This is a genomic window from Candidatus Planktophila sp., from assembly GCF_044232745.1.
Classification (GTDB): Bacteria; Actinomycetota; Actinomycetes; order Nanopelagicales; family Nanopelagicaceae; genus Planktophila.
Genome location: NZ_JBIILI010000002.1, coordinates 122,940 through 148,207 on the forward strand (window position 1 = coordinate 122,940; position 25,268 = coordinate 148,207).

General features: G+C 46.4%; 26 protein-coding genes. 13 read left to right on the top strand and 13 right to left on the bottom strand.

Annotated elements, in window-relative coordinates; all coding sequences use genetic code 11:
• Window positions 1–28 precede the first annotated feature (28 nt).
• The 7 genes from rplS to era are packed head-to-tail and all read left to right on the top strand — an operon-like array spanning window position 29 to window position 5,609.
• Window positions 29–610, top strand: coding sequence for a 50S ribosomal protein L19 (gene rplS, locus AC9UGD_RS02255; RefSeq protein ID WP_509568931.1), 582 nt, complete (start codon window positions 29–31; stop codon window positions 608–610).
• A gap of 8 nt (window positions 611–618) precedes the next feature.
• Entirely contained in the window at window positions 619–1,275 is a 657-nt protein-coding gene (gene lepB / locus AC9UGD_RS02260) for a signal peptidase I (protein WP_509568934.1), read from the top strand.
• A 4-nt stretch (window positions 1,276–1,279) separates the two neighbouring features.
• Window positions 1,280–1,888 carry a ribonuclease HII gene (gene rnhB / locus AC9UGD_RS02265; protein ID WP_509568937.1) on the top strand — a complete coding sequence of 203 codons (609 nt, stop codon included), beginning with the start codon at window positions 1,280–1,282 and terminating at the stop codon, window positions 1,886–1,888.
• 48 nt (window positions 1,889–1,936) lie between these two features.
• Window positions 1,937–2,302: a YraN family protein gene (locus tag AC9UGD_RS02270; protein ID WP_509568940.1), complete on the top strand. Its 366-nt coding sequence runs from the start codon at window positions 1,937–1,939 to the stop codon at window positions 2,300–2,302.
• Entirely contained in the window at window positions 2,299–3,819 is a 1,521-nt protein-coding gene (locus AC9UGD_RS02275) for a YifB family Mg chelatase-like AAA ATPase (protein WP_509568943.1), read from the top strand. Before AC9UGD_RS02270 ends, AC9UGD_RS02275 begins: the two co-directional genes overlap by 4 nt.
• Window positions 3,816–4,676 carry a DNA-processing protein DprA gene (dprA, locus tag AC9UGD_RS02280; RefSeq protein ID WP_509568946.1) on the top strand — a complete coding sequence of 287 codons (861 nt, stop codon included), beginning with the start codon at window positions 3,816–3,818 and terminating at the stop codon, window positions 4,674–4,676. Before AC9UGD_RS02275 ends, dprA begins: the two co-directional genes overlap by 4 nt.
• A 12-nt stretch (window positions 4,677–4,688) precedes the next feature.
• A complete protein-coding gene (era, locus tag AC9UGD_RS02285) occupies window positions 4,689–5,609 on the top strand; it encodes a GTPase Era (protein WP_509568949.1) in 921 nt (306 codons plus the stop codon).
• On the opposite strand, the gene AC9UGD_RS02290 is transcribed toward era, so the two are convergent.
• Together AC9UGD_RS02290 and glgA are read right to left on the bottom strand one after the other, a co-directional pair.
• The gene (locus tag AC9UGD_RS02290) at window positions 5,606–6,463 is read right to left on the bottom strand and encodes a DMT family transporter (RefSeq protein ID WP_509568952.1); all 858 of its coding nucleotides are present in this window, start codon (window positions 6,461–6,463) and stop codon (window positions 5,606–5,608) included. The genes era and AC9UGD_RS02290 overlap by 4 nt on opposite strands.
• On the bottom strand, window positions 6,464–7,624 hold the full coding sequence (glgA, locus tag AC9UGD_RS02295) for a glycogen synthase (RefSeq protein ID WP_509568955.1): 1,161 nt from the start codon (window positions 7,622–7,624) through the stop codon (window positions 6,464–6,466).
• A 50-nt stretch (window positions 7,625–7,674) separates the two neighbouring features.
• Between glgA and glgC the strand changes: the two genes are divergently transcribed.
• The 4 genes from glgC (at window position 7,675) to AC9UGD_RS02315 (ending at window position 11,951) form a co-directional block, all read left to right on the top strand.
• Window positions 7,675–8,898, top strand: a complete 1,224-nt coding sequence (glgC, locus tag AC9UGD_RS02300) for a glucose-1-phosphate adenylyltransferase (protein WP_509568958.1) — start codon at window positions 7,675–7,677, stop codon at window positions 8,896–8,898.
• A gap of 156 nt (window positions 8,899–9,054) precedes the next feature.
• A complete protein-coding gene (locus AC9UGD_RS02305; protein ID WP_509568961.1) occupies window positions 9,055–10,080 on the top strand; it encodes a 6-phosphofructokinase in 1,026 nt (341 codons plus the stop codon).
• Window positions 10,081–10,121: 41 nt separating this feature from the next.
• The gene (locus AC9UGD_RS02310; protein ID WP_509568964.1) at window positions 10,122–11,468 is read left to right on the top strand and encodes a class II 3-deoxy-7-phosphoheptulonate synthase; all 1,347 of its coding nucleotides are present in this window, start codon (window positions 10,122–10,124) and stop codon (window positions 11,466–11,468) included.
• Between the two features lie 9 nt (window positions 11,469–11,477).
• The gene (locus AC9UGD_RS02315; RefSeq protein WP_509568967.1) at window positions 11,478–11,951 is read left to right on the top strand and encodes a methylated-DNA--[protein]-cysteine S-methyltransferase; all 474 of its coding nucleotides are present in this window, start codon (window positions 11,478–11,480) and stop codon (window positions 11,949–11,951) included.
• Here AC9UGD_RS02315 and AC9UGD_RS02320 read toward each other — a convergent pair.
• From AC9UGD_RS02320 to AC9UGD_RS02360, 9 genes are all read right to left on the bottom strand, one after another.
• A complete protein-coding gene (locus tag AC9UGD_RS02320; protein ID WP_509568970.1) occupies window positions 11,928–12,962 on the bottom strand; it encodes a threonine aldolase family protein in 1,035 nt (344 codons plus the stop codon). The two genes, AC9UGD_RS02315 and AC9UGD_RS02320, sit on opposite strands and share 24 nt — an antisense overlap.
• A gap of 9 nt (window positions 12,963–12,971) precedes the next feature.
• Window positions 12,972–13,835, bottom strand: a complete 864-nt coding sequence (locus AC9UGD_RS02325) for a DMT family transporter (protein WP_509568973.1) — start codon at window positions 13,833–13,835, stop codon at window positions 12,972–12,974.
• The gene (locus tag AC9UGD_RS02330; protein WP_509568976.1) at window positions 13,835–14,698 is read right to left on the bottom strand and encodes a deoxyribonuclease IV; all 864 of its coding nucleotides are present in this window, start codon (window positions 14,696–14,698) and stop codon (window positions 13,835–13,837) included. The genes AC9UGD_RS02325 and AC9UGD_RS02330 overlap by 1 nt, the downstream gene beginning before the upstream one ends.
• Before the next feature lie 4 nt (window positions 14,699–14,702).
• Window positions 14,703–16,601, bottom strand: a complete 1,899-nt coding sequence (gene pknB / locus AC9UGD_RS02335) for a Stk1 family PASTA domain-containing Ser/Thr kinase (protein ID WP_509568979.1) — start codon at window positions 16,599–16,601, stop codon at window positions 14,703–14,705.
• A 55-nt stretch (window positions 16,602–16,656) separates the two neighbouring features.
• The gene (locus tag AC9UGD_RS02340; RefSeq protein WP_509568981.1) at window positions 16,657–17,148 is read right to left on the bottom strand and encodes a nucleoside/nucleotide kinase family protein; all 492 of its coding nucleotides are present in this window, start codon (window positions 17,146–17,148) and stop codon (window positions 16,657–16,659) included.
• Complete coding sequence (gene pnuC / locus AC9UGD_RS02345; RefSeq protein WP_509568984.1) at window positions 17,129–17,704, bottom strand: nicotinamide riboside transporter PnuC; 576 nt, start codon at window positions 17,702–17,704, stop codon at window positions 17,129–17,131. The genes AC9UGD_RS02340 and pnuC overlap by 20 nt, the downstream gene beginning before the upstream one ends.
• Window positions 17,705–17,798: 94 nt before the next feature.
• Entirely contained in the window at window positions 17,799–18,701 is a 903-nt protein-coding gene (locus AC9UGD_RS02350; RefSeq protein ID WP_509568986.1) for a phytoene/squalene synthase family protein, read from the bottom strand.
• Window positions 18,702–20,186 carry a phytoene desaturase family protein gene (gene crtI, locus AC9UGD_RS02355; RefSeq protein WP_509568988.1) on the bottom strand — a complete coding sequence of 495 codons (1,485 nt, stop codon included), beginning with the start codon at window positions 20,184–20,186 and terminating at the stop codon, window positions 18,702–18,704. It lies immediately after the preceding gene.
• Window positions 20,186–21,262 carry a polyprenyl synthetase family protein gene (locus AC9UGD_RS02360; RefSeq protein WP_509568991.1) on the bottom strand — a complete coding sequence of 359 codons (1,077 nt, stop codon included), beginning with the start codon at window positions 21,260–21,262 and terminating at the stop codon, window positions 20,186–20,188. Before AC9UGD_RS02360 ends, crtI begins: the two co-directional genes overlap by 1 nt.
• A 22-nt stretch (window positions 21,263–21,284) precedes the next feature.
• Between AC9UGD_RS02360 and metF the strand changes: the two genes are divergently transcribed.
• Window positions 21,285–22,133 carry a methylenetetrahydrofolate reductase [NAD(P)H] gene (gene metF / locus AC9UGD_RS02365; RefSeq protein WP_509568994.1) on the top strand — a complete coding sequence of 283 codons (849 nt, stop codon included), beginning with the start codon at window positions 21,285–21,287 and terminating at the stop codon, window positions 22,131–22,133.
• Window positions 22,126–22,749 (top strand): CDP-alcohol phosphatidyltransferase family protein, encoded by a 624-nt coding sequence (locus tag AC9UGD_RS02370; RefSeq protein ID WP_509568997.1) that lies wholly within the window; start codon window positions 22,126–22,128, stop codon window positions 22,747–22,749. The genes metF and AC9UGD_RS02370 overlap by 8 nt, the downstream gene beginning before the upstream one ends.
• Here AC9UGD_RS02370 and AC9UGD_RS02375 read toward each other — a convergent pair.
• On the bottom strand, window positions 22,709–24,205 hold the full coding sequence (locus AC9UGD_RS02375) for a phytoene desaturase family protein (RefSeq protein WP_509569000.1): 1,497 nt from the start codon (window positions 24,203–24,205) through the stop codon (window positions 22,709–22,711). The genes AC9UGD_RS02370 and AC9UGD_RS02375 overlap by 41 nt on opposite strands.
• Entirely contained in the window at window positions 24,202–25,266 is a 1,065-nt protein-coding gene (locus tag AC9UGD_RS02380) for a glycosyltransferase family 2 protein (RefSeq protein ID WP_509569003.1), read from the bottom strand. The genes AC9UGD_RS02375 and AC9UGD_RS02380 overlap by 4 nt, the downstream gene beginning before the upstream one ends.
• Window positions 25,267–25,268 lie beyond the last annotated feature (2 nt).

Genomic DNA, 25,268 nt, shown 5'->3' on the forward strand with positions numbered 1-25,268 from the left:
TTAATAGAAATGACAAAAGGATCCGAATATGAACATTCTTGACGCCGTAGATGCAGTGTCCCTGCGCAAAGACATCCCACAGTTCCGCGCTGGTGATGAGCTCAAGGTCCATGTTCGTGTTATCGAAGGTAGCAAGAGCCGCCTTCAGGTTTTCCAAGGAATTGTTATCCGTCGTCAAGGCGATGGCGTTCGTGAAACTTTCACAATCCGTAAGGTTTCTTACGGCGTTGGTGTTGAGCGCACATTCCCAGTACACACTCCAGTTATTGAAAAGATCGAGTTAGTAAAGAAGGGCGAAGTACGTCGCGCCAAGCTGTACTACCTACGTGACCTACGCGGTAAGGCTGCAAAGATTCGCGAAAAGCGCGATGGCGTTGAAGGTTACGGCGATGGAATTCTTTCTACACCGGAACCAGTTGTTATCCCAGAGCCAATTGCGGCCGTTGAAGTTGTCGAAGCACCAGCAATAGTCGAGGCTGTTGTGGAAGCACCTGCAGCAGAAGCTGTTGTGTCCGCGCCAGAGACTATTGAAGCTGTGGCAGAGGTTCCAGTTGAAGTTACAACTACAGAAGTTGTGTCTGAAACTGAAGAAGCTCCAAAAGCTGAATAATTTCTTCAATGCGCAATAAGGGATCGCTCCTTAAGGAGCTCCCAGTCTTAGTAGTCGTTGCACTTGTTGTTTCGCTATTAATCAAAACTTTTCTAGTGCAGTTTTTCTATATCCCTTCAGGGTCGATGGAAAACACTTTGCAGGTTAAGGATCGGGTTGCAGTTAACAAGCTTCCATTTCTTTCCAAAGACATAAATCGCGGAGATGTTGTTGTATTCCGAGATCCTGATAATTGGTTACCGCAAATCACCGATTATGGAACAAACAAATATGTAGCAAAGGCTAAGGGAGCACTAGTTGCTGTCGGAGTCCTGCCAAACCCTGCAAAGCAGTACTTAGTTAAGCGCGTAGTTGGTGTCGCAGGGGATCACATTGTGTGTTGCACAAAAAGTGGCAACTTAACAATTAACGATGTCGAAGTTACCGAACCCTATATTTTCGATGGCAATAAGCCATCTGAAATGACATTTGATGTGACTGTGCCTAAGGGCAAGTTGTGGGTAATGGGAGACCACCGCAGCGCAAGCGCGGATTCACGCTATCACCAAGAAGATATCAACAAAGGTTTTGTACCATTATCGCGGGTGACAGGTCGAGTTGTTGCGATTATTTGGCCCTTTGAAAACATTACATATGTGCCAAAAGTGGATGTATTAAAAAAGTAACCTAATGAAGGTTATCGAGCAGTTATTGACTAGCGCTGGAATTTCACCGATTGCAGGTGTCGATGAAGCTGGTCGCGGAGCATGTGCTGGTCCCTTAGTGATTGCATCAGTTGTATTACATGATCCCTTTGCGCCTGAATTAGCGGTGGTGCGAGATTCAAAAGAGATTCCAGAAAGCAAACGAGATGCCGTCTTTGAGTTAATTCAAAGTGTTGCTGCATCTGTCAGTGTTGTAATTGTTCCGGCCGCAGAAGTTGATGCACGCGGTGTGCATGCGGCAAACCTTGATGGCATGCGTCGTGCAGTGCAAGGATTAAATGTTGTTCCAGCATATGTTTTAACTGATGGGTATGCGATCGAAGGTCTGGGTGTTCCTAATCTTGCAGTCTGGAAGGGCGATCAAGTTGTAGTTTCGATAAGTGCCGCATCTGTCATTGCAAAAGTAACGCGAGACCGCATCATGCGCGAACTGGATCTTGATTTTCCTCAGTATGGATTTGCCGGTCACAAGGGATATATCACCGCTGCCCACACGAAAGCTCTGAATGAACATGGGCCATGTGCCCAACACCGAACCTCTTTTGCCAATGTGGCAGCGCTCATCCACAAGTAAAGCAGCCATGTTCTAAAGCATCGGTGGGGGTATTTATCGTGCCTAACCATGCAGACAAAAAATAAACAGCAAATCGGCGCTTTTGGCGAGCAAGCAGTTACCAACTTTCTAATTCAGCGGAATATCGAAGTCATCGAACGCAATTGGCGAATCCGCGAAGGCGAAATAGACATCGTTGCTCTCAATGCTTCAGGTGTCTTTTCATTCATCGAAGTTAAAACCCGCAGCTCTGTGGCCTTTGGCCATCCCTTTGAGGCAATCAACCGGGACAAAGCACATCGAATGCAACGTTTAGCGTTGGCTTGGCTTGCAACTCATGGTTGTTTGGGATGCGATTATCAAATAGATGTAGCGGCGGTATTAATTGCAATCGATGGAACACCTTCCATTGAATATCGAACTAAATTGTTATGAGCCTGGCCCAAACGCAATCGGTGGCATTGCTGGGTTTAGATGGCCATGTTGTTGGAGTCGAAGTAGATATTGCTGATGGGTTGCCTGGATATTCATTGTTGGGATTGCCCGATGCGGCGTTATCTGAATCCCGAGATCGGGTGCGCAGCGCAATAGTTAATTGTGGCGAGGTATGGCCTAATCGCAAAGTCACAGTTTCTTTATCACCAGCATGGCTGCCAAAAAGTGGATCTAGTTTTGATTTAGCAATTTGTATTTCTTTGCTGTCGGCACATGAAACGGTACCTGCAGAAAAGATTGCTGACATTGTTTTTCTTGGCGAACTTTCCTTAGATGGTCGAATTCGATCAGTACGTGGAGTTTTGCCGGCGTTGATCGCAGCATTTAAGGCTGGTGTAACAACTGCCGTTGTACCAGCTGAAAATCTCAAAGAAGCGCAGTTGATGCAAGGCATGGACATTGTTCCGATGCATCATTTAAAGCAAGTGTTGCGTTGGCTACGCACGGGTGAGCGTCAGCAAGAACAAGAGTTTGATTTGCAATGGGAGCACAGTGATAGCCGTTTAGATTTTGCAGATGTTGCAGGACAACCCGCTGCGCGCTTAGCTGCAGAAATTGCAGCGGTAGGTGGCCATCACATCATGTTGATTGGACCGCCAGGTGCCGGCAAAACCATGATTGCCGAAAGAATTCCAACGATTATGCCGGCACTCTCGATAGCCCAAGCGCTCGAAGTAACGGCGGTGCATTCGATTGCCGGAACACTTATGCAGCGATCTCCACTGTCATTGCTTGCACCAATTGTTTCGCCGCATCACACGACTACTCGTGTTGCAATGGTTGGCGGGGGATCGCATGCAATAAAACCGGGTGCATGTTCGCTGGCACATTACGGTGTGCTGTTCATTGATGAAGCACCCGAATGTGGGCCAGGAGTTTTAGATTCATTGCGTCAACCTTTGGAGTCAGGAACAATCACAATTGCGCGCAGTATTGGCAATGTAACTTTTCCGGCACAGTTTTTATTGGTTTTGGCGGCAAACCCTTGTCCATGTGGAAAGTTCACCGGCCGAGGACGTAACTGCACATGTACATCACAACAGGTGCGCAGATACCTTGGAAAACTTTCTGGTCCCTTGATGGATCGAATTGATTTGCTGGTACAGGTAGAACCTGTTGGTCGAGTGGATATGGCAAAGACTCAGTTAGGAGAAAGTAGCGCGGTAATTCGCGATCGTGTGATCGCCGCGCGCGCGGTAGCGGCACATCGCTTTGCGGGGATGGGATGGTCACTAAATTCGCACATTCCTGCCCGCGCATTGCGCACTGAATTTCAACCAGAACGTGCTGCCATGAATTTTCTTCATGATGAACTCGATCGCGAACACATTACCGCGCGTGGGCTTCATAAGATTATTCGGACCGCCTGGAGCTTTGCCGACTTACATGGCAATGCATCGCCAACTATGGATGATGTCATGGCTGCTCATACCTTGCGCGGAAAAATCGAAGCATGAACGAGCAGATCGCACGGGCTGCATTGTTTAGCGCAATTGAAGGTGGGCACACATTCTGGTCCCGCGAGATTTATAGCAACAGCGCTATCTATGTTTATGAAAAGCTACTTAATAGTGGCTATGACAGCATTAAGTATGAAAAGTTGATTGCCGAGCTAAAGCTGCACAGTGGGGAACAAGTTTTAGAAAGAATTGCTCAGCACCAGGTTCGATTGATAACACCTTTCGATGATGATTGGCCTGTTCAAGTAAATGATTTGATTGCTCCACCTATCGCTTTAATCATTAAGGGAAACATTGGCGCACTCCGCATTCCTTCTCTTGCAATCGTGGGCACCAGAAACCCAACTAGCTATGGCGCACGTATAGCGGGGGATTTTGCGGCAGGTTTTGTTGATCGCGAATGGGCAATCATTAGCGGTGGTGCCTACGGAATTGATTCTTATGCTCACAAAGGCGCATTGATTGCCGAAGGCGTGACAGTTGCGGTGATTGCTTCCGGTATTGATGTTAATTACCCAGCCGGAAACGCAAGGCTGTTTTCAGAGATTTGCGAATCAGGTGCCATGGTTACCGAATTCATGCCCGGAAATAAAGCATTGCCCAGCAGATTTCTAACCCGTAATCGTTTGATCGCTGCGATATCTAAAGCAACTTTGGTGGTTGAAGCTGCTTTTCGCAGTGGGTCACTTAGAACAGCACGTGATGCCGCCGAATTATTTCGCCCAGTTATGGCGATACCTGGTCCTATTAATTCGCCAACCAGCGAAGGCTGTCATCGATTAATAGGCGAACGCGCAGCAGAAATCGTGACATCGGTGGCAGATGCAGTGGAGTTTGTCGGAGTTAATCAATGAGAGAATAAGCCCATGAGTGATTTCCGTTCGGGCTTTGTAGCCATTGTTGGCCGCCCAAACGTAGGTAAATCAACCCTGATTAATGCATTAGTAGGTAGCAAGATTGCAATTACTTCACACCATCCAAACACAACACGTACTGCAATTCGTGGAATTGTTCATGGCGACAACTTTCAAGCGGTTCTTGTTGATACCCCTGGTGTTCATAAGCCAAAGACATTGCTGGGCCAGCGCCTAAACCAAGTGGTAGATCAAAGCATGGACTCAGTCGACATCGTCATCATGTGTATTCCTGCCGATGAGACATCTGGTGCGGGAGACACATTCATCGCCCAAGAAATTGCAAAGCATCCAGGTGCTAAAAAGTTTGCTGTAATCACCAAAACAGATTTAATCGCCAAAGAAAAACTTGCCATTCGCTTGCTTGGCATTATGAAGATTGCCGAAGGTTTTGTCTGGGATGAAATCATCCCGGTTTCTGCTGCGATCCATGATCAAGTTGATCTGCTCAATGAATTAATTGGGAAGAATCTTCCGGCCGGACCACAGTATTACCCAGAAGGAACCACAAGTGATCAAGCAATCGATCAAATCATCTGCGAATATATCCGCGAAGCAGCGCTGCAAGATGTTCGAGAAGAGTTGCCACACAGTATCGTGGTAACGATCGATGAATTTGGTGAGCGCGAAGAAAAAGGATCACGTCCCTTTTACGATGTTCATGCAACTATCCACGTTGAACGTGACACACAGCGCGCAATTTTGTTGGGCCACCAAGGTGTTCGACTGAAGGACATTGGCATTCGTGCACGCGCAGATATCGAGCGCGTCTTGGGTGCAAAGATTTTTCTTGGTCTACATATCAAGGTTTCAAAAGAGTGGCAGAAAGATCCTAAATTGCTTGCAAAGTTAGGCTTTGGCGAAAAATCTTAAGCAGTTTTGCGGCTAGCTAGGTAGGAACCAACTAGGACTAATGGCAATCCCACAATAATTCCAATAGTTAATGGTTCACGCAAAATAATTACGCCTAATACGACTGCAATCGCCGTATTCGTATATGTAACTAGCGAGCTACGTGCTGGTCCAAGTTCAGCAATCAGCTTGAAGAACAGAATAAAGGCGAAGGCAGTACTAAATACTCCAAGTGCGATCAACGACAATGCTGCGTTCATGGAAATATCTGATGGCCATTGGGCGATGGCAACAGGGGTCCAAAAAACACTTGTAATAGCCATGGCTAATCCATTGATTGCGATTCCATCAACAAGCGGCAAATTGGTGGTCACCATGATTATGGCGTAGGCATAGCCCATTGATGCCACGATCACCATGAAAATTGATAGCGGATCGCTGTTACCTGACAGGCTTTCAATACCAACGACCAGAATCAAACCAAAGAATCCAACAACGATTCCAATAATGCGTTTGAACTGCCACACTGAGTGATCTCCGCGCAGCGAAGAAACAATTGTTGAAAATATCGGGACTGTTGAAACAAGCAATCCTGCTAATCCTGAATTAATCTTTTGTTCAGCGGTAGTAATAAGAATCCAAGGACCGATCATCTCCATTAATGCGTAAAAGGCAACATACTTAAATCCCAAAACTGCGCCACCAAACTTCTTGCGGTAGATCGCGATAGGTATCAAAATTAAAGCACCGATTAAGGTGCGGCCTGCGACTACGGCAGCAGGTGGGAAATCTTCCACTGCAACCTTCATCAATAGATATGGGATTCCCCAGAGCAGGCTAACTAAAGCAAAGTGGAACAAGGATTTACGGGTCATTTATGCAATCACGCGTCGATATAGATCTACAGTTAATGCAGCTACGGCATCCCATCCAAATAGTTTTTGTGCACGCACGCGGCCTGCTGCGCCGTACTTCTTTAATACATCTGGTTGTGCCATTAAACGAGTAATGGATTCAGTCAAAGCTTTCTCAAATGGTGCAGCCTCACCGTTGTAATCAACTAGTTCGCCTGTTTCTTTATCTGCCACAACCTCGGGGATACCGCCTACGCGAGAACCCAACACAGCTGTTTCACAACCCATTGCTTCTAAATTAACAATTCCAAGAGGCTCATAAACTGAAGGACAAATAAATAGATCAGCGGCAGTCAACATCGCGGTTAATTGATCATGAGGCAGCATCTCTTTGATCCACCAAACATTGCTGCGCGTGCGCTGCAAATCTGCAATTAAGGCCGCTACTTCGTTGCCGATGCCTTCTTCATCTGGACTGCCTGCAGCAAGAACTAATCCGTATTCGGCAGGGACTTCCTTCCATGCACGCAATAAATGGGCCAATCCTTTTTGTCGAGTAATGCGGCCAACGAAGATTGCGTACGGTCCGCTGATTCCAAAACTTTCCACAACGGCTGCATCATGGTTAGGAGCAAATTTTTGGGTATCCACACCATTTCGAATTGTTACAACTTTTGCAGGATTTACAGCCGGGTATGCTGCTAAGACATCGGCGCGCATTCCATCACTGACTGCGATGATTGCAGCTGCTGATTCAAAGGCTGTTTTTTCTGCCCATGATGAAATCTTGTATCCGCCGCCTAATTGATCAGCTTTCCAGGGGCGCAATGGTTCTAATGAATGCGCACTAACAATGTGGGGGATGCCGTGTTGTAGCGATGCGATGTGACCAGCCATGTTTGCATACCAAGTGTGCGAGTGAACAACATCAACATGTCCTAAGTGCGTAGCCATTTCAAGATCGATTGCTAGTGCTTGTACAGCGGGATTGGCATCGGCAAAACCTGCTGGCAATGAATACCCAAAAGCATCATCTCGTTTTCCACCAAAGCAATGGACATCGACATGAACATTGTTGATTGTGCGAAGGGCTTGCGTTAACTGAAGAACATGAACCCCGGCACCACCATAAATAGCTGGTGGCCATTCCTTGGTAACAATGCCTACATTTAACGCGGTCATATTCTGCTATTCCTCTTCCTTCGACAAGGGTGAAAGGCTATCGTTAAGCCATGGCTAAACTGCAACTTCCACTCAGCATCGTTCTTGCTGGTGGCGAGGGTAAGCGGCTTATGCCGCTTACAGCAGATCGAGCAAAACCAGCGGTCCCATTTGGTGGTTCATATCGTTTAGTGGACTTTGTTTTGTCCAATCTTGCTAATGCAAATATGTTAAAGATTGCAGTGCTAACTCAGTACAAATCTCACTCCCTTGACCGCCACATTACGACCACGTGGCGCATGTCCTCACTTCTTGGAAATTACATCACTCCAGTTCCGGCCCAACAGCGCTTAGGACCTCGTTGGTATACGGGCAGTGCCGATGCAATTTTGCAGAACTTCAATTTGATTCACGATGAAGATCCGAAGCATGTTTTAGTCTTTGGTGCAGATCACGTGTATCGCATGGATCCAATGCAGATGTTTCAACAACATGTCGATTCTGGAGCCGGCGTAACAGTTGCAGCGATTCGGATGCCGCGTTCTGAAGCCCATGATTTTGGTGTGATCGAACTTGCTGATGATGGAATTACAATAAAAGCTTTTCATGAAAAGCCTGCTAATCCACCCGCAATGCCAGGCCACCCAGATTTGTGTTTGGTTTCAATGGGTAATTATATTTTCAAGCGCGATGTAATGGAAGAAGCTCTTATTATTGATGCTGAAGATCTGGAATCGCGCCATGACTTAGGTGGAAACATAATTCCTTATCTAACAAACATGGGCGTTGCGATGGTGTACGACTTTGCACACAACGTTGTTCCGGGTGAAACAGAACGCGATAAGGGATATTGGCGAGACGTGGGTTCAATTGATGCTTATTACGATGCGCATATGGATTTAGTGTCTGTTCATCCAATCTTTAATTTGTATAACCGTGATTGGCCATTGCTTACGAATCCACCTTCATTGCCGCCTGCCAAATTTAGTGAAGGTGGATCAGCTCACGATTCAATTGTTGGTGCCGGATCAATTGTTGCGGGTGGAATTTTGCATGGTTCGGTTGTTTCATACGATGTGTCAGTCGGTCGGGCAGCAATCGTCGAAGGATCTGTTCTAATGCCATCAGTAAAGATTGGAGATCGCGCAATTATTCGCAAAGCCATCTTGGATAAGAACGTCGTTGTAGAGCCTGGGGCGCAGATCGGCGTGGACTTAGAGCGAGATCGTCAACGCTTCACAGTTAGCGATGCGGGGATAGTAATCGTCGGCAAAGGTGTCCGAGTTACCCCTTAAATACAAGTGGGCGGCAGTTCCGACGCTCGTAGCAATACTGGTTTTGAGTTGTCGATTGGCTGTGGGTCAAGGCTAGACTGTGCCAGTCAGCGTTGACCATTGGTGGGCGGAAAATTTGAGCCACTAAATCAAACAATAAAATTGTTGGAGTTAATCATGCGTATTGGTGTCCTTACTGGCGGCGGAGACTGCCCTGGTCTTAATGCAGTTATTCGTGCAGTAGTTCGCAAAGGTGTTAAAGAGTACGGTCACGAGTTTGTTGGATTCCGTGATGGCTGGAAGGGACCGCTAGAGGGTCTAACCATGCCTTTAAATATTGAAACAACTCGCGGCATCTTGCCTCGCGGCGGAACGATTCTTGGTTCATCACGTACTAACCCATTTAAAATTGAGGGTGGCGTAGAAAAGATTAAGGAAAATCTTGAAAAGGCTGGAATCGATGCACTGATCGCCATCGGCGGCGAAGATACTTTGGGTGTTGCGACAAAGCTTGATGCACTCGGTGTAAAGGTGATTGGCGTTCCAAAGACTATCGATAACGATCTAAACAACACTGATTACACATTTGGTTTTGATACCTCAGTAAACATTGCAGTTGAGGCGATCGATCGCCTACATACAACCGCTGAATCCCATCACCGCGCATTAATCGTTGAAGTTATGGGTCGTCACGCAGGTTGGATCGCATTGCATTCAGGTCTTGCAGGCGGCGCCACATGTATTTTGATTCCAGAGCAGAAGTTCTCTGTAGAAAAAGTCTGCGAATGGGTTGAATCACGATTCAAGTCTCATTACGCACCAATTATCGTTATTGCAGAAGGCGCAATTCCTCAAGATGGCGACATGATTGTTAAGGATCAGACACTTGATTCATTCGGCCATGTAAAGCTGTCGGGTATTGGTGACTGGCTTGCGGGTCAGATCGAAGAGCGCACAGGCAAGGAAGCACGCACATCTGTATTGGGACACATCCAGCGTGGTGGTACTCCAACAGCATTTGACCGTGTGCTTGCTACGCGCTTCGGATTACATGCAATCACCGCTGCTCACGAAGGTGACTGGGGCAAGATGGTTGCACTTCACGGAACGAATATCGCTCGCGTGCCATTGGCATCAGCAACCGAGAAGCTAAAGACCGTTCCACTAGAACTCTACAAGGAGTCAGAGATCTTCTTCGGATAATTGCCTCGCGCGATTACTTTCGAACTCTCTACACTTCTCCAATGAGCACAAACTTAGACTCGCTGTTTACACCTGGCCTCGTTGCTGCCCAGCAACCAACCTGGCCAGGTGGACCAGAGGGCGAACCCGTCAAAGCAGCGGTTGCGCAACTAAAAGCGTTACCACCGCTTGTCTTTGCTGGAGAATGTGATGATTTAAAGGCTCGCATCGCACTTGCCGCTGAAGGAAAAGCATTTTGGTTACAAGGCGGAGATTGTGCAGAAACATTTGCAGCAGCAACAGCTGATTCCATTCGCAACCGCATCAAAACAATTTTGCAGATGGCAGCTGTTTTGCAGTATTACTCAAGCTTGCCAGTTATCAAGGTTGGTCGGATGGCTGGCCAGTTTGCAAAGCCGCGTTCCAATGATTTCGAAACTCGTGGCGATATAACACTTCCTGCTTATCGTGGAGATGCCGTAAACGATATTGAATTTACTGAAAGCTCTCGAAATCCAGACCCACAACGTTTGGTCCGCGTCTACAACACATCTGCAGCAACTCTTAACTTAGTGCGTGCTTTTACTCAAGGTGGTTTTGCAGATCTACGCCAGGTCCACGAATGGAATAAAGGTTTTATTCGTGATTCCAAAGTTGGTGAACGCTACGAACAAATGGCTAATGAAATCGGTCGCGCTCTAGCATTCATGAAATCTGCAGGCGTTGATCCTGGAAGCTTTAAATCAGTAGATTTCTTTGCAAGCCACGAAGCGCTAATCATGGAGTATGAAAAGGCGTTAACTCGAATCGATTCACGCACAGGCGATGCCTACGATGTTTCAGGCCATTTCCTCTGGATTGGTGAACGCACCCGTCAGCTAGATGGCGCACATGTTGATTTTGCTTCAAAGGTTCGCAACCCAATCGGAATCAAACTCGGACCAAAGTCCACGGTCGAGGATGCTCTTGCGCTAATCGACAAGTTAGATCCAAATCGCGAACCAGGTCGCATTACTTTCATTACACGAATGGGTGCAAAGAATATTCGCCAGCTCTTGCCTGCTCTTGTCGATGGTGTGACAAAGTCCGGTGCAAAAGTTTTGTGGGTCTGCGATCCAATGCATGGAAACACATATGAAGCGCCAAGTGGATATAAGACCCGCAGCTTCGATGATGTTATGGACGAAGTAAAGGGATTCTTCGAAGTTCATAAGGCGCTTGGGACTCATCCAGGTGGAATCCACATTGAACTTACCGGTGATGATGTCACTGAGTGCGTAGGCGGCGGCGAAGAGATCTCACATGAAGATTTGGCATCACGGTATGAAACAGCGTGCGATCCACGACTTAACCACGCGCAGTCCCTAGAGCTTGCCTTTTTAGTTGCCGAAATGTTGCGCGATCGCTAATCTTGGACAGTGCCGCTTTTAATTACTTCTCACAAAACTCCTGTCGGCACCCTAAATTTATTGGTTGACGATCAAATTCTAATCGGGGCGAACCTTTCAACGGTTGCAGCATTTAAAGCAGGCCGCGATGTGAAAGTTGTTAAATCAATACCTGTGATTTCAGATTTGATTAGCGATTACTTTGACGGTGACTTAACGGCGCTCAACGGAATTCAAGTTAGACAACCTGGTGCCGCGTTTTCACAGGCTGCTTGGAAAACAATGCGAAAGATTGCACCTGGTAAGACCTGGTCATATTCGGATCTAGCAGCAAAAGCTGGTTCACCTGCTGCAGTTCGCGCAGCCGGCAGCGCATGTGCCAATAATGCAATCATGCTTGTTGTTCCTTGCCACCGCGTTGTAAAAACCGGGGGAGCGTTAGGAAATTATGCCTATGGTGTTGAAAAGAAGCAGTGGCTACTAACCCACGAGGGCTTTCTTTAAAATTTCAATTGCTTGCGCGCACTGATCATCATCGAAATCTAAGTGAGTTACTAGTCGCGCATACTTAGGCCCAAGCGCGCTAATCCATAAACCTGCATCACGGCAACGCTGAGCAAGTTCTGCTGCAGTGATAGGTAATGCGGCCAAATCTAATCCAACAATATTGGTTTCAACAGTCGATGGATCAATCAATGATGCATCAACTGATGCAATCGCTACTGCGATCTCTCGTGCGCGGCGATGATCTTCGGCCAAACGATCGATATTGTTATCGAGCGCGTAATGTCCACCGGCGGCCAGCAAACCAATTTGACGCATTCCTGCGCCATAACGTTTGCGCCACACACGGGCTTTTGCAACACGATCCTTTGTAGAAAGCATCACTGATCCAACCGGTGCGCCTAATCCTTTTGATAAACAAACACTTATGGTGTCAAAATACTTTCCGTAATCAGTAAATGAAACACCGGATGCAACATGCGCGTTCCAGATGCGGGCACCGTCTAAATGAAGTGCCAAGCCAAGTTCATCAGCGCCTTTGCGAAGGGCAGCAATCTCGCTAATTGGTTGAACTGTTCCGCCACCAAAGTTATGCGTATTTTCTACTGCAATTGCAGTTGTTGAAACCAAGTAAGGACCGCTATTTGGTCGAGCAATTTCCAACGCGTCAGCTGCCTTCAAAAGGCCATTCTTTGCCGGAAATGTACGTGTTGTGATTCCACTAAACACAGCGGCTGCACCTAGTTCGGCACGCACAATGTGGCTATTTGTTTCGGCAATCAACTCTTCGCCGGGTGCAACCAACATACGGATAGCTAATTGGTTTGCTAGGGATCCTGTTGGAGTAAAAACGCCAGCCTCTTTGCCAAAAAGTGCGGCAACTCGTTCTTCTAGTGAATTAACGGTTGGATCATCGCTATACACATCGTCACCAACGGGAGCCTGCGCAATTGCTTCTCGCATTGCTACAGATGGGCGAGTAACTGTGTCACTTCGAAGATCAATTGCCATGACTTAACCTTACTTCTGTTCTTTCAAAACTATTAAATACATGGCCACAACGACCAATACGCCACCGATAGCTGTTTGAATAGTTAAGCGCTCTCCGCCTAAGACGATTGCAAAAACAGCGGCAAAGACAACTTCCATAGTTAATATGACCGCTACTTTGGTTGCGCTCATATGTGCCTGTGACCAGGTCTGGACGATAAATGCAATTGCGGTAGCAAAGACTGCTGTGAAAATTACAACGCCCCAGACTCCTGTATCGGGAGGAAGTGAGTAGCCCTCGATTGCAGAGGCGAACCCAGCCAGAATTGCACACATCGATAGCTGAATAACGGTCATTGCATAAACATCGCGGCCGGATGACCATTTGCTCAAGGCAATAATGTGAGCGGCAAACAGGAATGCACTTGCTAAGACAAACATTTCACCGATACCAACAGAGAAGCCACGAATCGAAAGGAGTCCTAAGCCAAGCGTTGCTACTGCAATGCAGTACCACGTGAACTTTGTAATCTTTTCTTTTAAGACAACTGAAGCAATTACTGGTGTTAAAACTACATATAAGCCGGTAACAAAGCCGGTGATTGCTGCTCCGGTTCGTTCTAGGCCAAGGGTCTGCGCTATATAACCAAGGCCTAGGAATATTCCTGCTAAACCACCTCTTTGCAGTAGATCCTTATTGAATAGTTTTATAACTTTAGGACGAATCAAAATCATCACAATGACAGCCAGTGTGAATCGTGTGAAGAGGAAGTTATTGACACTTTGGCGCTGGATTGCATCCTTCATTACAATAAATGAGAATCCCCAAGCAGCTGAAACAGTTAACAACGCCCACGGCGCAAGTTTTAACTGAAGGTTATGACGTGCAGACATTAGCCGCGCAATTTCTTGAGCAAGGCAACTTCCTTGCCGTGTTCTTCTTCCATTCCTGGTGTTTCCAGGATTAAAGGAGCATTTGCAACTGCAGGGTGAGAAAGAAGTTCCTTAAATGGGTCAACACCGATATGCCCGTCACCGATGTTTTGGTGGCGATCTTTAAGTGCGCCGCACACATCCATCGAGTCATTGGCATGGACTAACTGGAATCGCTCGATGCCAGCAATTTCGACCAGTAAATCAATAGTTGCTGTCATCCCACCTTTTACTGAAATGTCGTGACCGGCAGCAAATACATGGCAGGTATCTAAACAGATTGCGACTTTTGGATGATATTCCAGTGCCTTTAAATACATTGCTAGATCATCTAATTTCTTTACTAGTGATTGCCCTTGACCAGCTGTTGGTTCAAGCAGAAGGTATGGAGCATCATCATCTAGCGCGTTAAGAATTGGCATCATGCCTTCATGAATCTGCTTCCATGCTTTCTCGACATGGTTTACATCAACTGCAGAACCCGTGTGGATTACAACGCCAAGTGCGCCGATCTCAGCACCTCGCTGCAGTGAGTATCTAGTTGAGGCAAGAGAATTTAAGTAAGTTGCCTCAGTTGGTGAACCTAAGTTAATCAAGAAAGGAGCGTGAACATAAGTTTCGATATCTAATTCGGCTGCCTTGATCTTGAATGCTTCATCAAGTTCGGGTTTTGCCTCTGGCATCGCCCATGTTCGTGGACTTGATGCAAATACTTGAATTGCTTCTGCGCCAATTGTTTCGGCGTATGCGATTGATCGCTTAGCCATTCCGCCAGTAGTAGGGGTGTGGGCACCGATGCGGGGCTTCTTAATTGGCGTAGGCATTGGGTCACCCTACGGTAATCGTCACCAAACTTCCACGTAAAACCTTGGTGTTAACCGCTGGAGAAACTTTTTTAACAACCTTCTTCTTTGCATTTCCGATCGTTACAACCTTCACCTTTAAACCGAGGGATTCAAGCATTGCTTTACCTGCGGCTGCTTCCATGGTGATGACTGTTTTTGGAATAAATGTATAACGAGGACCTTTAGAAATGAGAATAGAAACCTTGGCACCCTTATTTGCAGTTGTTCCACCTGCTGGATTTTGGGAAACAACAGCAAGCTCTGGAGTTGTTTCACTGAATACATATCCAGGTTCTACATCGAATCCAGCTTCCGTTAACTCATTTAACGCTTGTTCTCCACTCTTGCCAATGTACGAAGCAAGTGCTACTTGTTCAATTCCCTTTGAAACAATCAAGTTGACCTTTGAATTTCGCTTTACTGAGGAACCAGACTGTGGCGTTGATGAGATCACAAATCCCTTTGGAATATCGGAGTTGAAAACTTCACTTACTGTTCCAACTATCAGGGTGTATTTGCTGATTGCAACTTGTGCAGCCTCTGGTGTCAATCCTGCTATTAATGGGATTGTGTAACGCTCCGGACCCTTAGAAATAATCAATTTGACGCTGCCGCCAGCATCTACTTTTCCACCACCTGGTGGCACCGACTCAATAATTTTGCCCTTTTCAATTTCTTCATCAAATCTATTTTCTAGAATCACCGCGGTTAACCCCAGTGGAGTGAAGGATGCAACCGCTTCGTTGTAGCTGCCGCCAACAGTTGATGGAACTACTACTCGTGAACCTGGTCCAACTAAGGTCCACCAACCACCAACACCTACTGCAATTGCCAGAATCAAAGCAACTTTACGGTTTCTGCGTACTCGCTTGCTTGCGCGTTTCTTTTTTTCTTCTTGCTTTCTAATTTCGCGCGTGTTTTCTTTAACCTCAACTGTTGCTTCCTTAATCGGCTCTTCCTTTACCTTCTTGCGAGTTTTTTCTCGAATAGGTTCAACCGGAAGATCTAAACCTAGGTCCAATTGATTTTTCTTGGGATCAAGTTCAATTTGAATCTGCTGCAAGCGTTCCAGAAATTCACCTGCCGTCCGAGGACGATCATCGGGATTCTTGGCGGTTGCACTTGCTATCAGATCATCTAATCCCTGAGGGATTTCTTTGCGCTTGTTGCGAAGGTGCGGGATCTCTTCATTGACGTGCATGTAAGCGATTTGGATCGGTGAATCACCACTAAATGGTTTTTCACCGGTAAACATTTCATAGGCAACGATTCCTGCGGCATAAACATCACTGCGCGAATCTGCAATACCCCGTTGAACTTGTTCGGGGGATAGGTAAGAAACACTCCCTAAAATCACACTGGATTCGGCGGTCATGGTGGTACCGATTATTTCGCCACGAGCTAAGCCAAAATCTGCAATCTTGATTCGCCCATCTTTAGAGATCAAGATATTTTCAGGCTTTATATCTCTGTGTACGATGCCAATGTCATGTGCGGCGGCTAGTGCTGACAAGATGGGCGTTAAATAGTTGATCGCATCTTTAACTTCAAAGCGACCACGTTCATTTAAATACTCACGAAGAGTGTGGCCTTCAATAAACTCCATGACTAAGAACACCGCAGGAATACCGCTTTGATTCCAACCTTGATCTTGCACAGCAACAATATTTGGGTGGGTAAGGGCCGCAGCAGCTTTGGCTTCACGAATGAAGCGCGAGACAAATGCCTCATCTTGAGCCAAGTGCGCGTGCATTATCTTTACAGCAACTTTGCGATCAAGCCGGGTATCTAGTGCTTCGTAAATCGTTGCCATTCCGCCATTCGCAACCTGACGCAGCAGTTGGTAGCGCCCATCAATGAGCTCACCGGTCAGATCGGACATGTGCAGATTTTATTGAGTGCACCAGTTGCAGGTGCCGAGGGCGCGCCCAAAATAGTTATGAAGTGAGTTTAAACTCGCAATTTTCACGAGTTTCATCCCTAGTAAAGTGTTTTTCTTGATCAACTTGCCATTGACGCATTTGATGCTCGATATGGGCACCATCGCGATCTAACACACGCTGTAAGCCGATTTCAGGTTCGATATCTAGCCAATAGGTTGTCGCTCCAGTTTCGCGCACTATTTGTTGTGCCGCTCCAACTCCTTCGATGATCAGATGTTCGGTGGGGGTAACTTTTTCTTCGCGATCAAATTGCATGGTGTGCCAATTAAAAATCTTAATTGCAAACTCTCTACCGGCAAGATGGGCTGTAGAGATACGATCCAATATTTCTGACAGTGGGTTGCTTAGAGCGTTTTCCCAGCCGTTATACAAATCATCCATATGAATGACTTTTACTGTGCCTTTGACGGATAAATCCGCTTCTAGCTTTGCTGCAAAAGTAGTTTTACCAGCACCTGCAGGGCCATCAATTGCGTAGAGAGCCATGCCAACGCTTCAATCCGATTAACGCAACAACGGTAAACATTGCGTACAAGACAGCTGTAAACCAGTAACCAAGCATCGCGTACTGAACTGTTCCAGCTAGATCAACGATGAGCCACACAACCCATGCTTCCCACTTTTGGTAGACCATCAAGATTTGTGCAACAAGACTGCCAATCAATAAAAATGCATCTGACCAAGTAGCCGCAGCCCCAATGCTCGATAAAAGTGGTGATAGCGCTGCAACACTGATGACTGTTCCGATTGCAATGTAGCGACGATTGCGCGCTGTAATTGATCCGGGAAGCGCGCCTGTTGGTGCCCAGTCTTTCCAACCGTAAACTGCGGCTGCGATAAAAACCAACTGCAATGCCGCGCTTGCAAAGAGATCTACTTGATAAAAGAAAACTCCATAAAGCGCGCTACTAAGAGCCCACCAAGGCCAGGTAATTCTTTTACCTGTTGTACCGAGCCATACTCCAACAAAGGATGTAATGGCAGCGATGAATTCAAGAATTGAGACTTCGTAGCCCCAGGCGGTAAATAAAGTGGATGACATGATTTTCCTTTCCGCATCCGCATTACCGGATGGGTCAATCGGTCGGTCTGAATTTCAGACCCTCTCAGCCTTTACGGCTCCCGTGGTTAATACTCTAGCGTGAAATCAACTGGCGCTTGATGAATGCAGCACCTGCAACACGAATACGTCGTGCCGTAGATGTCTTTGCTCGTTGATTAAAAATGTCATAACCAATCTTTTCTACTTCATCGACAATGCCGCAATACAAAGTGCTAGCAGCTTCTATGCACGGACGACTTGTTGCTTCTAGCATTGCAATACCTGGAGCTGCTTCTGCTTGTAATTGCCGAACCCGTGCGATTTGAAACTTGAGTGCTTCAGTGATCTCACGAGTTAAAACACGTTCTTCTAGCATTTCACGGCTAACACCAAACTGGGCCAGCTCTTTTATTGGTAGGTACACACGACCACGATCTAAATCTTCATCAACATCTCGGATGAAGTTAGCTAATTGAAAAGCGATTCCTAACTTCTTTGCCGCATCAAAGGCATCGGCATGCAAGGGCCCAAGAATTGGGACCATTTCCAGACCAATAACGGCTGCCGATCCGTAGACATATTCCAACAGATCCTCGTAGGTTTCATATTCCTGAACAGTCAAATCCATAGTCATGGAATGCAGAAAAGCCTCAAAATGTTCATGTGGGATATCAAAGCGTTTAACAGTGTCTATCAGTGCACGACCCACATGATCTTCGCTGCTACCTTTTTTAAGGTCCGCTAAAACACCATTACCCCAATTGCTTAAGGCTTCCGACTTTTCTTCAATACTTAATTCAGAAGCCAAATCATCAACGATCTCATCTGCATAACGGGCAAAACCGTATAAAGCATGCACAAAGGGGCGCTTAGCTTTTGGCAGTAACAATGTTGCCAAGTAGTAGGTCTTTCCGTGTAATGCATTTAACCGCTTGCACTCTTCGTAGGATGCGCGAAGATCGGCATCTGTTATTCCTGCAGCAGTTAACTCATCCACTTATTTAACCGGACCCACGATGCGCTCTGCAGCAAGGCGACCTGAAATCAAAACCATCGGAACTCCAACACCTGGCTGTGTTCCAGATCCAGCGAAAACTACATTTTCAATTCCTGCTGCCATATTGCGTGGCCTAAAGGGACCGGTTTGGAAGAAGGTATGTGCACTAGCAAAAGGTGCACCCTCCTCCATTCCTTGATTTTTCCAATCAAGTGGAGTTGTTATAACTTCAGTTTCAATTGCATCACCAAAGCCGGTGTAACCACGCTGTTCAAGGGTTTCAACCATGTGATCACGATATGGCATCACTTGCTTGGTCCAGTCAATATCTGCAGTTAGGTTCGGGGTGGGAAATAGAACGTAGTAAGAAGTCTTTCCTGCTGGAGCCAACGATGGATCATCAAGAGAAGGAATTGTTACGAGCACACTTGGATCACTCATCAACTGCTTCTTCTTAATAAGTTCATCAAAAACACCATCCCATGATTCACCAAAGTGAATGTTGTGATGAGCCGCAAAGTCATATTTCTTCGAAGATCCCACCAACATCGTGACGCAAGAAGGGGAGTAGTTGAGGCGTTTTACTGACAATGGGGTTTTGCCCAGCAGATCACGCCAAGCAACAGGCAAATCAGGGTTCAAAATCACTGCATCACATTCAATGCGCTGGCCATCTTCTGTAATTACAGCTTTTGCTCGACCATTTTGTACATCAATTTTTGAAACTGTTGTGCTGTACTTGAATTCAACACCGTGCTTTTGTGCAGCAGCTGCCATTGCACGCGGTACCGCATGCATTCCACCCTTAGGAAAAAACACACCGTTAACAGAGTCCATGTATGCGATAACTGCATAAATTGCAAGCGCTTGTTGTGGGCTAACGCCTGCATACATAGCCTGGAATGAGTACACCTTTTGTAAACGTGGATCCTTCATAAACTGGTTTACTTTTGGAGAAAGTCTGCGGAATCCACCAAGTGCGATCAAGCGCGCAAGATTTGGTGTTAAAAGATTAAAGGGCGAATCAATATTGCGATCAATAAAGTCGTTCATTTCATACTTATACAATTTCGTCACAAACTCTACATATCGCGCATAACCAGCAGCTTCTTCTGGGCTGATCTTGTCTGCAATTTCTGCTTCCATCTGTGCAGTGTTTGCATGCACATCTAGTTGTGTTCCATCTGCATAAAAGGCTCGGTACAAAGGAGAAACGGGCATGAGCTCAACCCAATCCTTCATTTCTTCGCCCACGCAGCTAAAGGCATCCTGAATCAAAGATGGCATTGTTAAAACAGAGGGACCTGTATCAAAAGAGTATCCATCTTTTTGCAACAACCCACTTCGACCACCTGGCACTGATTCTCGTTCGATGACCGTTACTTTGCGACCGGCACCTGCTAATCGGAGCGCCGCACTGAGACCCGCATATCCTGCGCCAACAATGACAACATGATCGGTTGGACCTTTAACACGTGCGGGCATTATGAACTCCTCTTAGTTGCAATATTTGCAAGCTCAACGAGCATTGCATTTCCATCCTCTGTAAAGACAGCAGATTGCGCTGCTGTTAATGCTTGATCCGTTAAGCGTTCAATTGTTGCTTCAAGCTCTGCTCGAGCACCGGTGGATTCGATGATCTCTCTTAATACTGCGACACCATGTGCATCTAAATCAGGCTTTCCAAAGTGCTTGCGAGCAAGCTCTCGCTGCGCCTCTGATTGGCGATCATTGGTCATGGCGATTAAAACAGTTCGTTTACCTTCACGCAGATCATCACCGGCAGGTTTTCCTGTAACTGATGGATCACCAAAGACTCCGAGCAGATCATCACGTAACTGAAAAGCCTCACCTAAAGGAAGTCCATAAGCAGAAAGTGCAGCAAAAATCTCAGGAGAAGCCGCTGTTGTCATCGCTGCACCTAAATGCAATGGGCGTTCAATTGTGTACTTGCCTGATTTGTACCGAGCAATCTTCATAGACCGATCAACACTTGTTGTTTTTTGAGTTTGCTCATGAATATCTAAAAACTGTCCGGCCATTAATTCAACACGCATCTCGTTGTAAAATGGTGCTACACGTGAAAATTGTTCATTTGTTAACCCTGCACTGTTCAACATCTGATCTGACCAAACAAGAGCTAAGTCACCCAGCAACACCGCCGCAGACAATCCATAGTGCGGTGCAAAGCCATCAAGTTCTTCTTGTACATGTATAGATTCAAAGTGTCGATGAATCGAAGGCTTTCCGCGACGAGTGTCTGAACCATCCATCAAGTCATCATGAATCAGAGCACACGCTTGTAAAAGTTCTAACGCTGCCATTGCACGGACAACTGGTTTTTCCAGAGATCCACCAGCTGCTGCAAAGCCGGCATATGCAAAAAGAGGGCGAAGGCGTTTTCCGCTGTCTAACAAGAATGATGTCAATACATCGGATACAGGGGATAGCTCTGTAGAAATGGAATTCAGATATGCCGCTTCTCGATTGAGGAAGATGCCTAGCTCTTCTTGAACGGCGCTACGAACACTCGTTAACGCTGCTTTTGGCTCTGAACTCACTCGGTAACGGTACCCTCACCCAGTGGTAGTTCGCACTTCGTATTCATTCGAGTTCTTCCCTCCAAAGGATGTTGAGGGCGAAGAACGGTTGTGGGCTGCCATCGATGGCCTTAAATCCATAACCCCTGACTTCGTTTCAGTGACTTATGGCGCTGGTGGATCTACGCGTAATCGTTCCATTCGGATTGCTCAAGAAATTACACAGCGCACGGGGATTTCAACGGTTGCTCACTTAACCTGTGTTGGCTCCACACGTGATGAATTGATAGCAATTTTGCACAGCTATAAAGAAGCAGGCATCACCAGTATTTTGGCACTTCGCGGAGATCCAACTGGAGGACCAAGTGCACCTTGGACACCTACACCTGGTGGTCTCAATCATGCAGATGAGCTAGTTCAATTAGCCAATGAGTTTGGCGGATTCACAATTGGTGTTGCGGCTTTTCCAGACGGACATCCAGCATCTAACGGAGATTTTGATAAGGATGTCGATGTCCTAATTCGTAAGGAGCAATTAGGTGCCACATTTGCAACCACACAATTTTTCTTTGAAGCAGATCGATATATCCAGCTAGTCGAAAAGTTGAATGTACGCGGTTCAAAGTTGGCAATTATTCCAGGAATATTGCCTGTGACGAACGTAAAATTGTTGCATCGAATGGCAGAACTAGGTGGGACTCCTATACCAACATATATCGCAGAAGCATTTGCGAAAGTTGAAAATGATCCTGCTGCCGTGCGTGCGCTAGGTGTCGAGATAGCAACATCACTATGCCAACAGCTATTGGTAGCAGGGGCACCAGGATTACACTTTTACACGATGAATAGTTCAACTGCTACTCAAGAAATTTATGGAAACCTAAATGCTTAGTAAAGATGAATTTAAGGCGAAGTGGAGTTCTCTGCATAGCGATGCCGAAACAAAAGGGATTGTTGGTGCTTGGTTACACATCTCTTACCGATTTGGCTTGATTTGCACCTTGCTACGGATTTCCCCTAATGCACTTACCCTGTTTGGATTACTAGGTGCAGTGGCAACTGCGTTAACTGCCCAAACCCCTTGGGCAATTTTCTTTTTAGTCTTTTCTTTGTTTTGCGATGGCATTGATGGCAGTGTTGCTATTTTCCAGCACCGCGAAAGCCAGTTCGGAGCAACCCTTGATTCAGTGGTGGATCGCATCAGCGAAGCGTTGTGGTTCTATGCGCTGTATGCAATAGGCGTGCCAGCGTGGATCCCAATTACCCTGTGGTGCGTTGCAGCATTTCAGGAGTATGCGCGAGCAAAGCTATTTTCTCTTGGTGTTAGCGATATCGGTGTTGTTACACCGGCCGAACGTCCAGTGCGGGCAAGTTTCTTATTTGTTGTTTTAATTATTAATCAATTGTCATTGCCGGGTGCAACACAGCTTTCGATCGCATTCTTACTATTGCAAATTTATAGCTTTGTCAGTGTCGTGCGTTTTTCTCGTAGCCAATTGCTTCCGTAACTAAATCACCACTAATACCAACAAGAGGTAGTCCACCACCTGGATGTGCCGATCCGCCAACTAAGTACAAACCTTTAATTGGTGAACGATTTTTAGCTCTCATAAATGCAGCGCGCGCTCCGTTGCTGGATGTCCCATAAATCGCCCCACCCGGTGCGCTAACGGCTGCTTCTAAATCCGCTGGAGTTCTAATTGTTAGAGACTCCAAACGATCACGCACCGAAATTCCTCGCGCTTCTATTTGATCGATAATACTGTTGGCGTACTTGCTAGCAAACTCTGCATTACTCCAATCAAACGAACCATGAGTTGGCGCGTTAACAAGTACAAACCAACCCTCAAGGTTTTCATCTTTACTCATCAATTCATCCTGTGGAGCACAAATATAGATCGTTGGTTTTTCTACAGGTATTCCATCTTTAAAGATTGCATCAAATTCGGCGTCATAGTTCTCAGGAAACAGAATTGTGTGGTGGTTAAGAACATGTGCTGGGTCTTTGCGCATTCCTAGTAGTAGCGAGAAGCCAGCAACTGATACGTCAGCATCAGCAATATTCTTTCGCGCCTTCTTCAACGTTCGCTTATGCCCAGTAATTAGTTTGTTATAAACAAGGGAGGCATCAGCATTTGCAATAACTGCATTTGCTGCAACGATCGTTCCATCAGCTAAAACAACTCCCGTGGCTTTATTGCCAACTGTTTGAATGCTGGCGACGGGGGAGTTCAGGTGAAAAGTGACACCAACATCTACTGCTCGCTGGTGCACCGTGGTTGTTAGCTGTCCAAGACCACCCTTTACATGCCAAGCACCGAAGCTCTCTTCCACAAATGCAATTGTCGAAAGAACTGCAGGGGCTTTGCGAGGATCTGATCCGCTATATGTGGCGTATCGATCCATGATGAAACGAAGTCGCTGGTCTTTCAGGATTTCATCTGCGTGCTGACGCAAGGTTTTCCACGGTGCAATGACCTTCATGTCACGTATAAAGCTGATTCGCTTTACTAATGAGAATGGAGATTTCAGTTCGGATTCGACAAAGGGCACCCGGCTTACATCCCACATACGTTCGGCTCGCTTCATAATGCGATCCCACTGAGAAGCACTGTCTGCTCCAAAACTTGCTGTAATCGCATCCAAGGTTTCTTTGCGCGAAAGATTAGAAAATTTCACATTGCTGCCATCTGCAAAACGATAATCAAAAGATGGGTTAACAGATTCAATGGGACAGACAAGCCCCATAGGTTTTCCAGTGCGTTGGAAGAAGTCTCTGTAGACAGCAGGCAGCGTCAGCAGGGATGGCCCAGTATCAAATGCAACTTTGCCAATCCATTCGGTGCGACACTTTCCACCGACTTGATCTGACGCTTCATAGACAACTACTTCATGTCCACCGCGTGATAACCGTGCAGCAGCGGTCATGCCGCCCATCCCCGCACCTATCACAACGATTTTCATACTGCGCGACCCTTCCATTGAACTGTTCCGCGCATTAAGTATGAATAAACAATGAGGTAAATCAGTGCAGCGATAGATATTGGATGCAACACACTATCCAGTACGCGACCTTGACTCTTTATCGCACTCAGCACGCGAGTTCCAACAATCGCTGCAAAACCGAGCCAACCATAAGGATTTCCTAGCAGGCCAAGAATCAATGGTGCGATGCTAGTTACAAATAGAAAGGCAATGACAAATACAGTGCCAACAATGGAACCAAAGGCTTTGTTCAAAGATTTTCCATATCCGGCTTCGATCTCGCTCCAGGATGCATACATACGAGTTTCGGCAATGTCAGAGCCATTAAGAACTGTTCCTGATGATCCATTCTGCATCAGCGCACGCGCTAGGAAAACATCATCAATGACGGAATGCTTCACAGCTACATAGCCACCAATGGATTTCAACGCAGAACGGCGAACCACAAAAAATTGTCCATTGGCAACAGCCATAGATTTTTGGCGAGAATTTTCGGCATAGCGAAGAGGAACAGTTGTTAGCCACGACCATTGCAGCAATGGCTGAATTAACCGTTCACCAATACTCACGGCAATCTGTCGTGGATATGGTGAAACAAAATCTAGGCGAGCACCACGCATAGTGGATACAGCTTTGCTAATTGCATCGTTGCTTAAGCGCACATCGGCATCAATGGATACGAGTACTTCTTCCCTCGATGCCTCAAATAGTTGCTGCAACGCCCATGTTTTGCCGATCCATCCATCAGCCAGGGGAGCGCCCTTGATTACAGTGAAACGTGAATCCTCGACTGTGAACTTCTGCAGTAACTCGTACGTTGCATCCTCTGAATTGTCATCGAGCAAGTAGAAATGCATATTCCCATTTTGTGCTGCAAGTGTGGCAACGACGCCTTCTACATTTTCTGCTTCATTACGCATAGGAACCACCACACCAATTGATTCTTGAAACTCTGAGGCGTGTTTAGGTGTGCGTATTTGAAAGAAGTTAACCGCGGCAATGGTCAGCAGAATTAGTGGCAGCAGGAAGTAGAGAATCATGA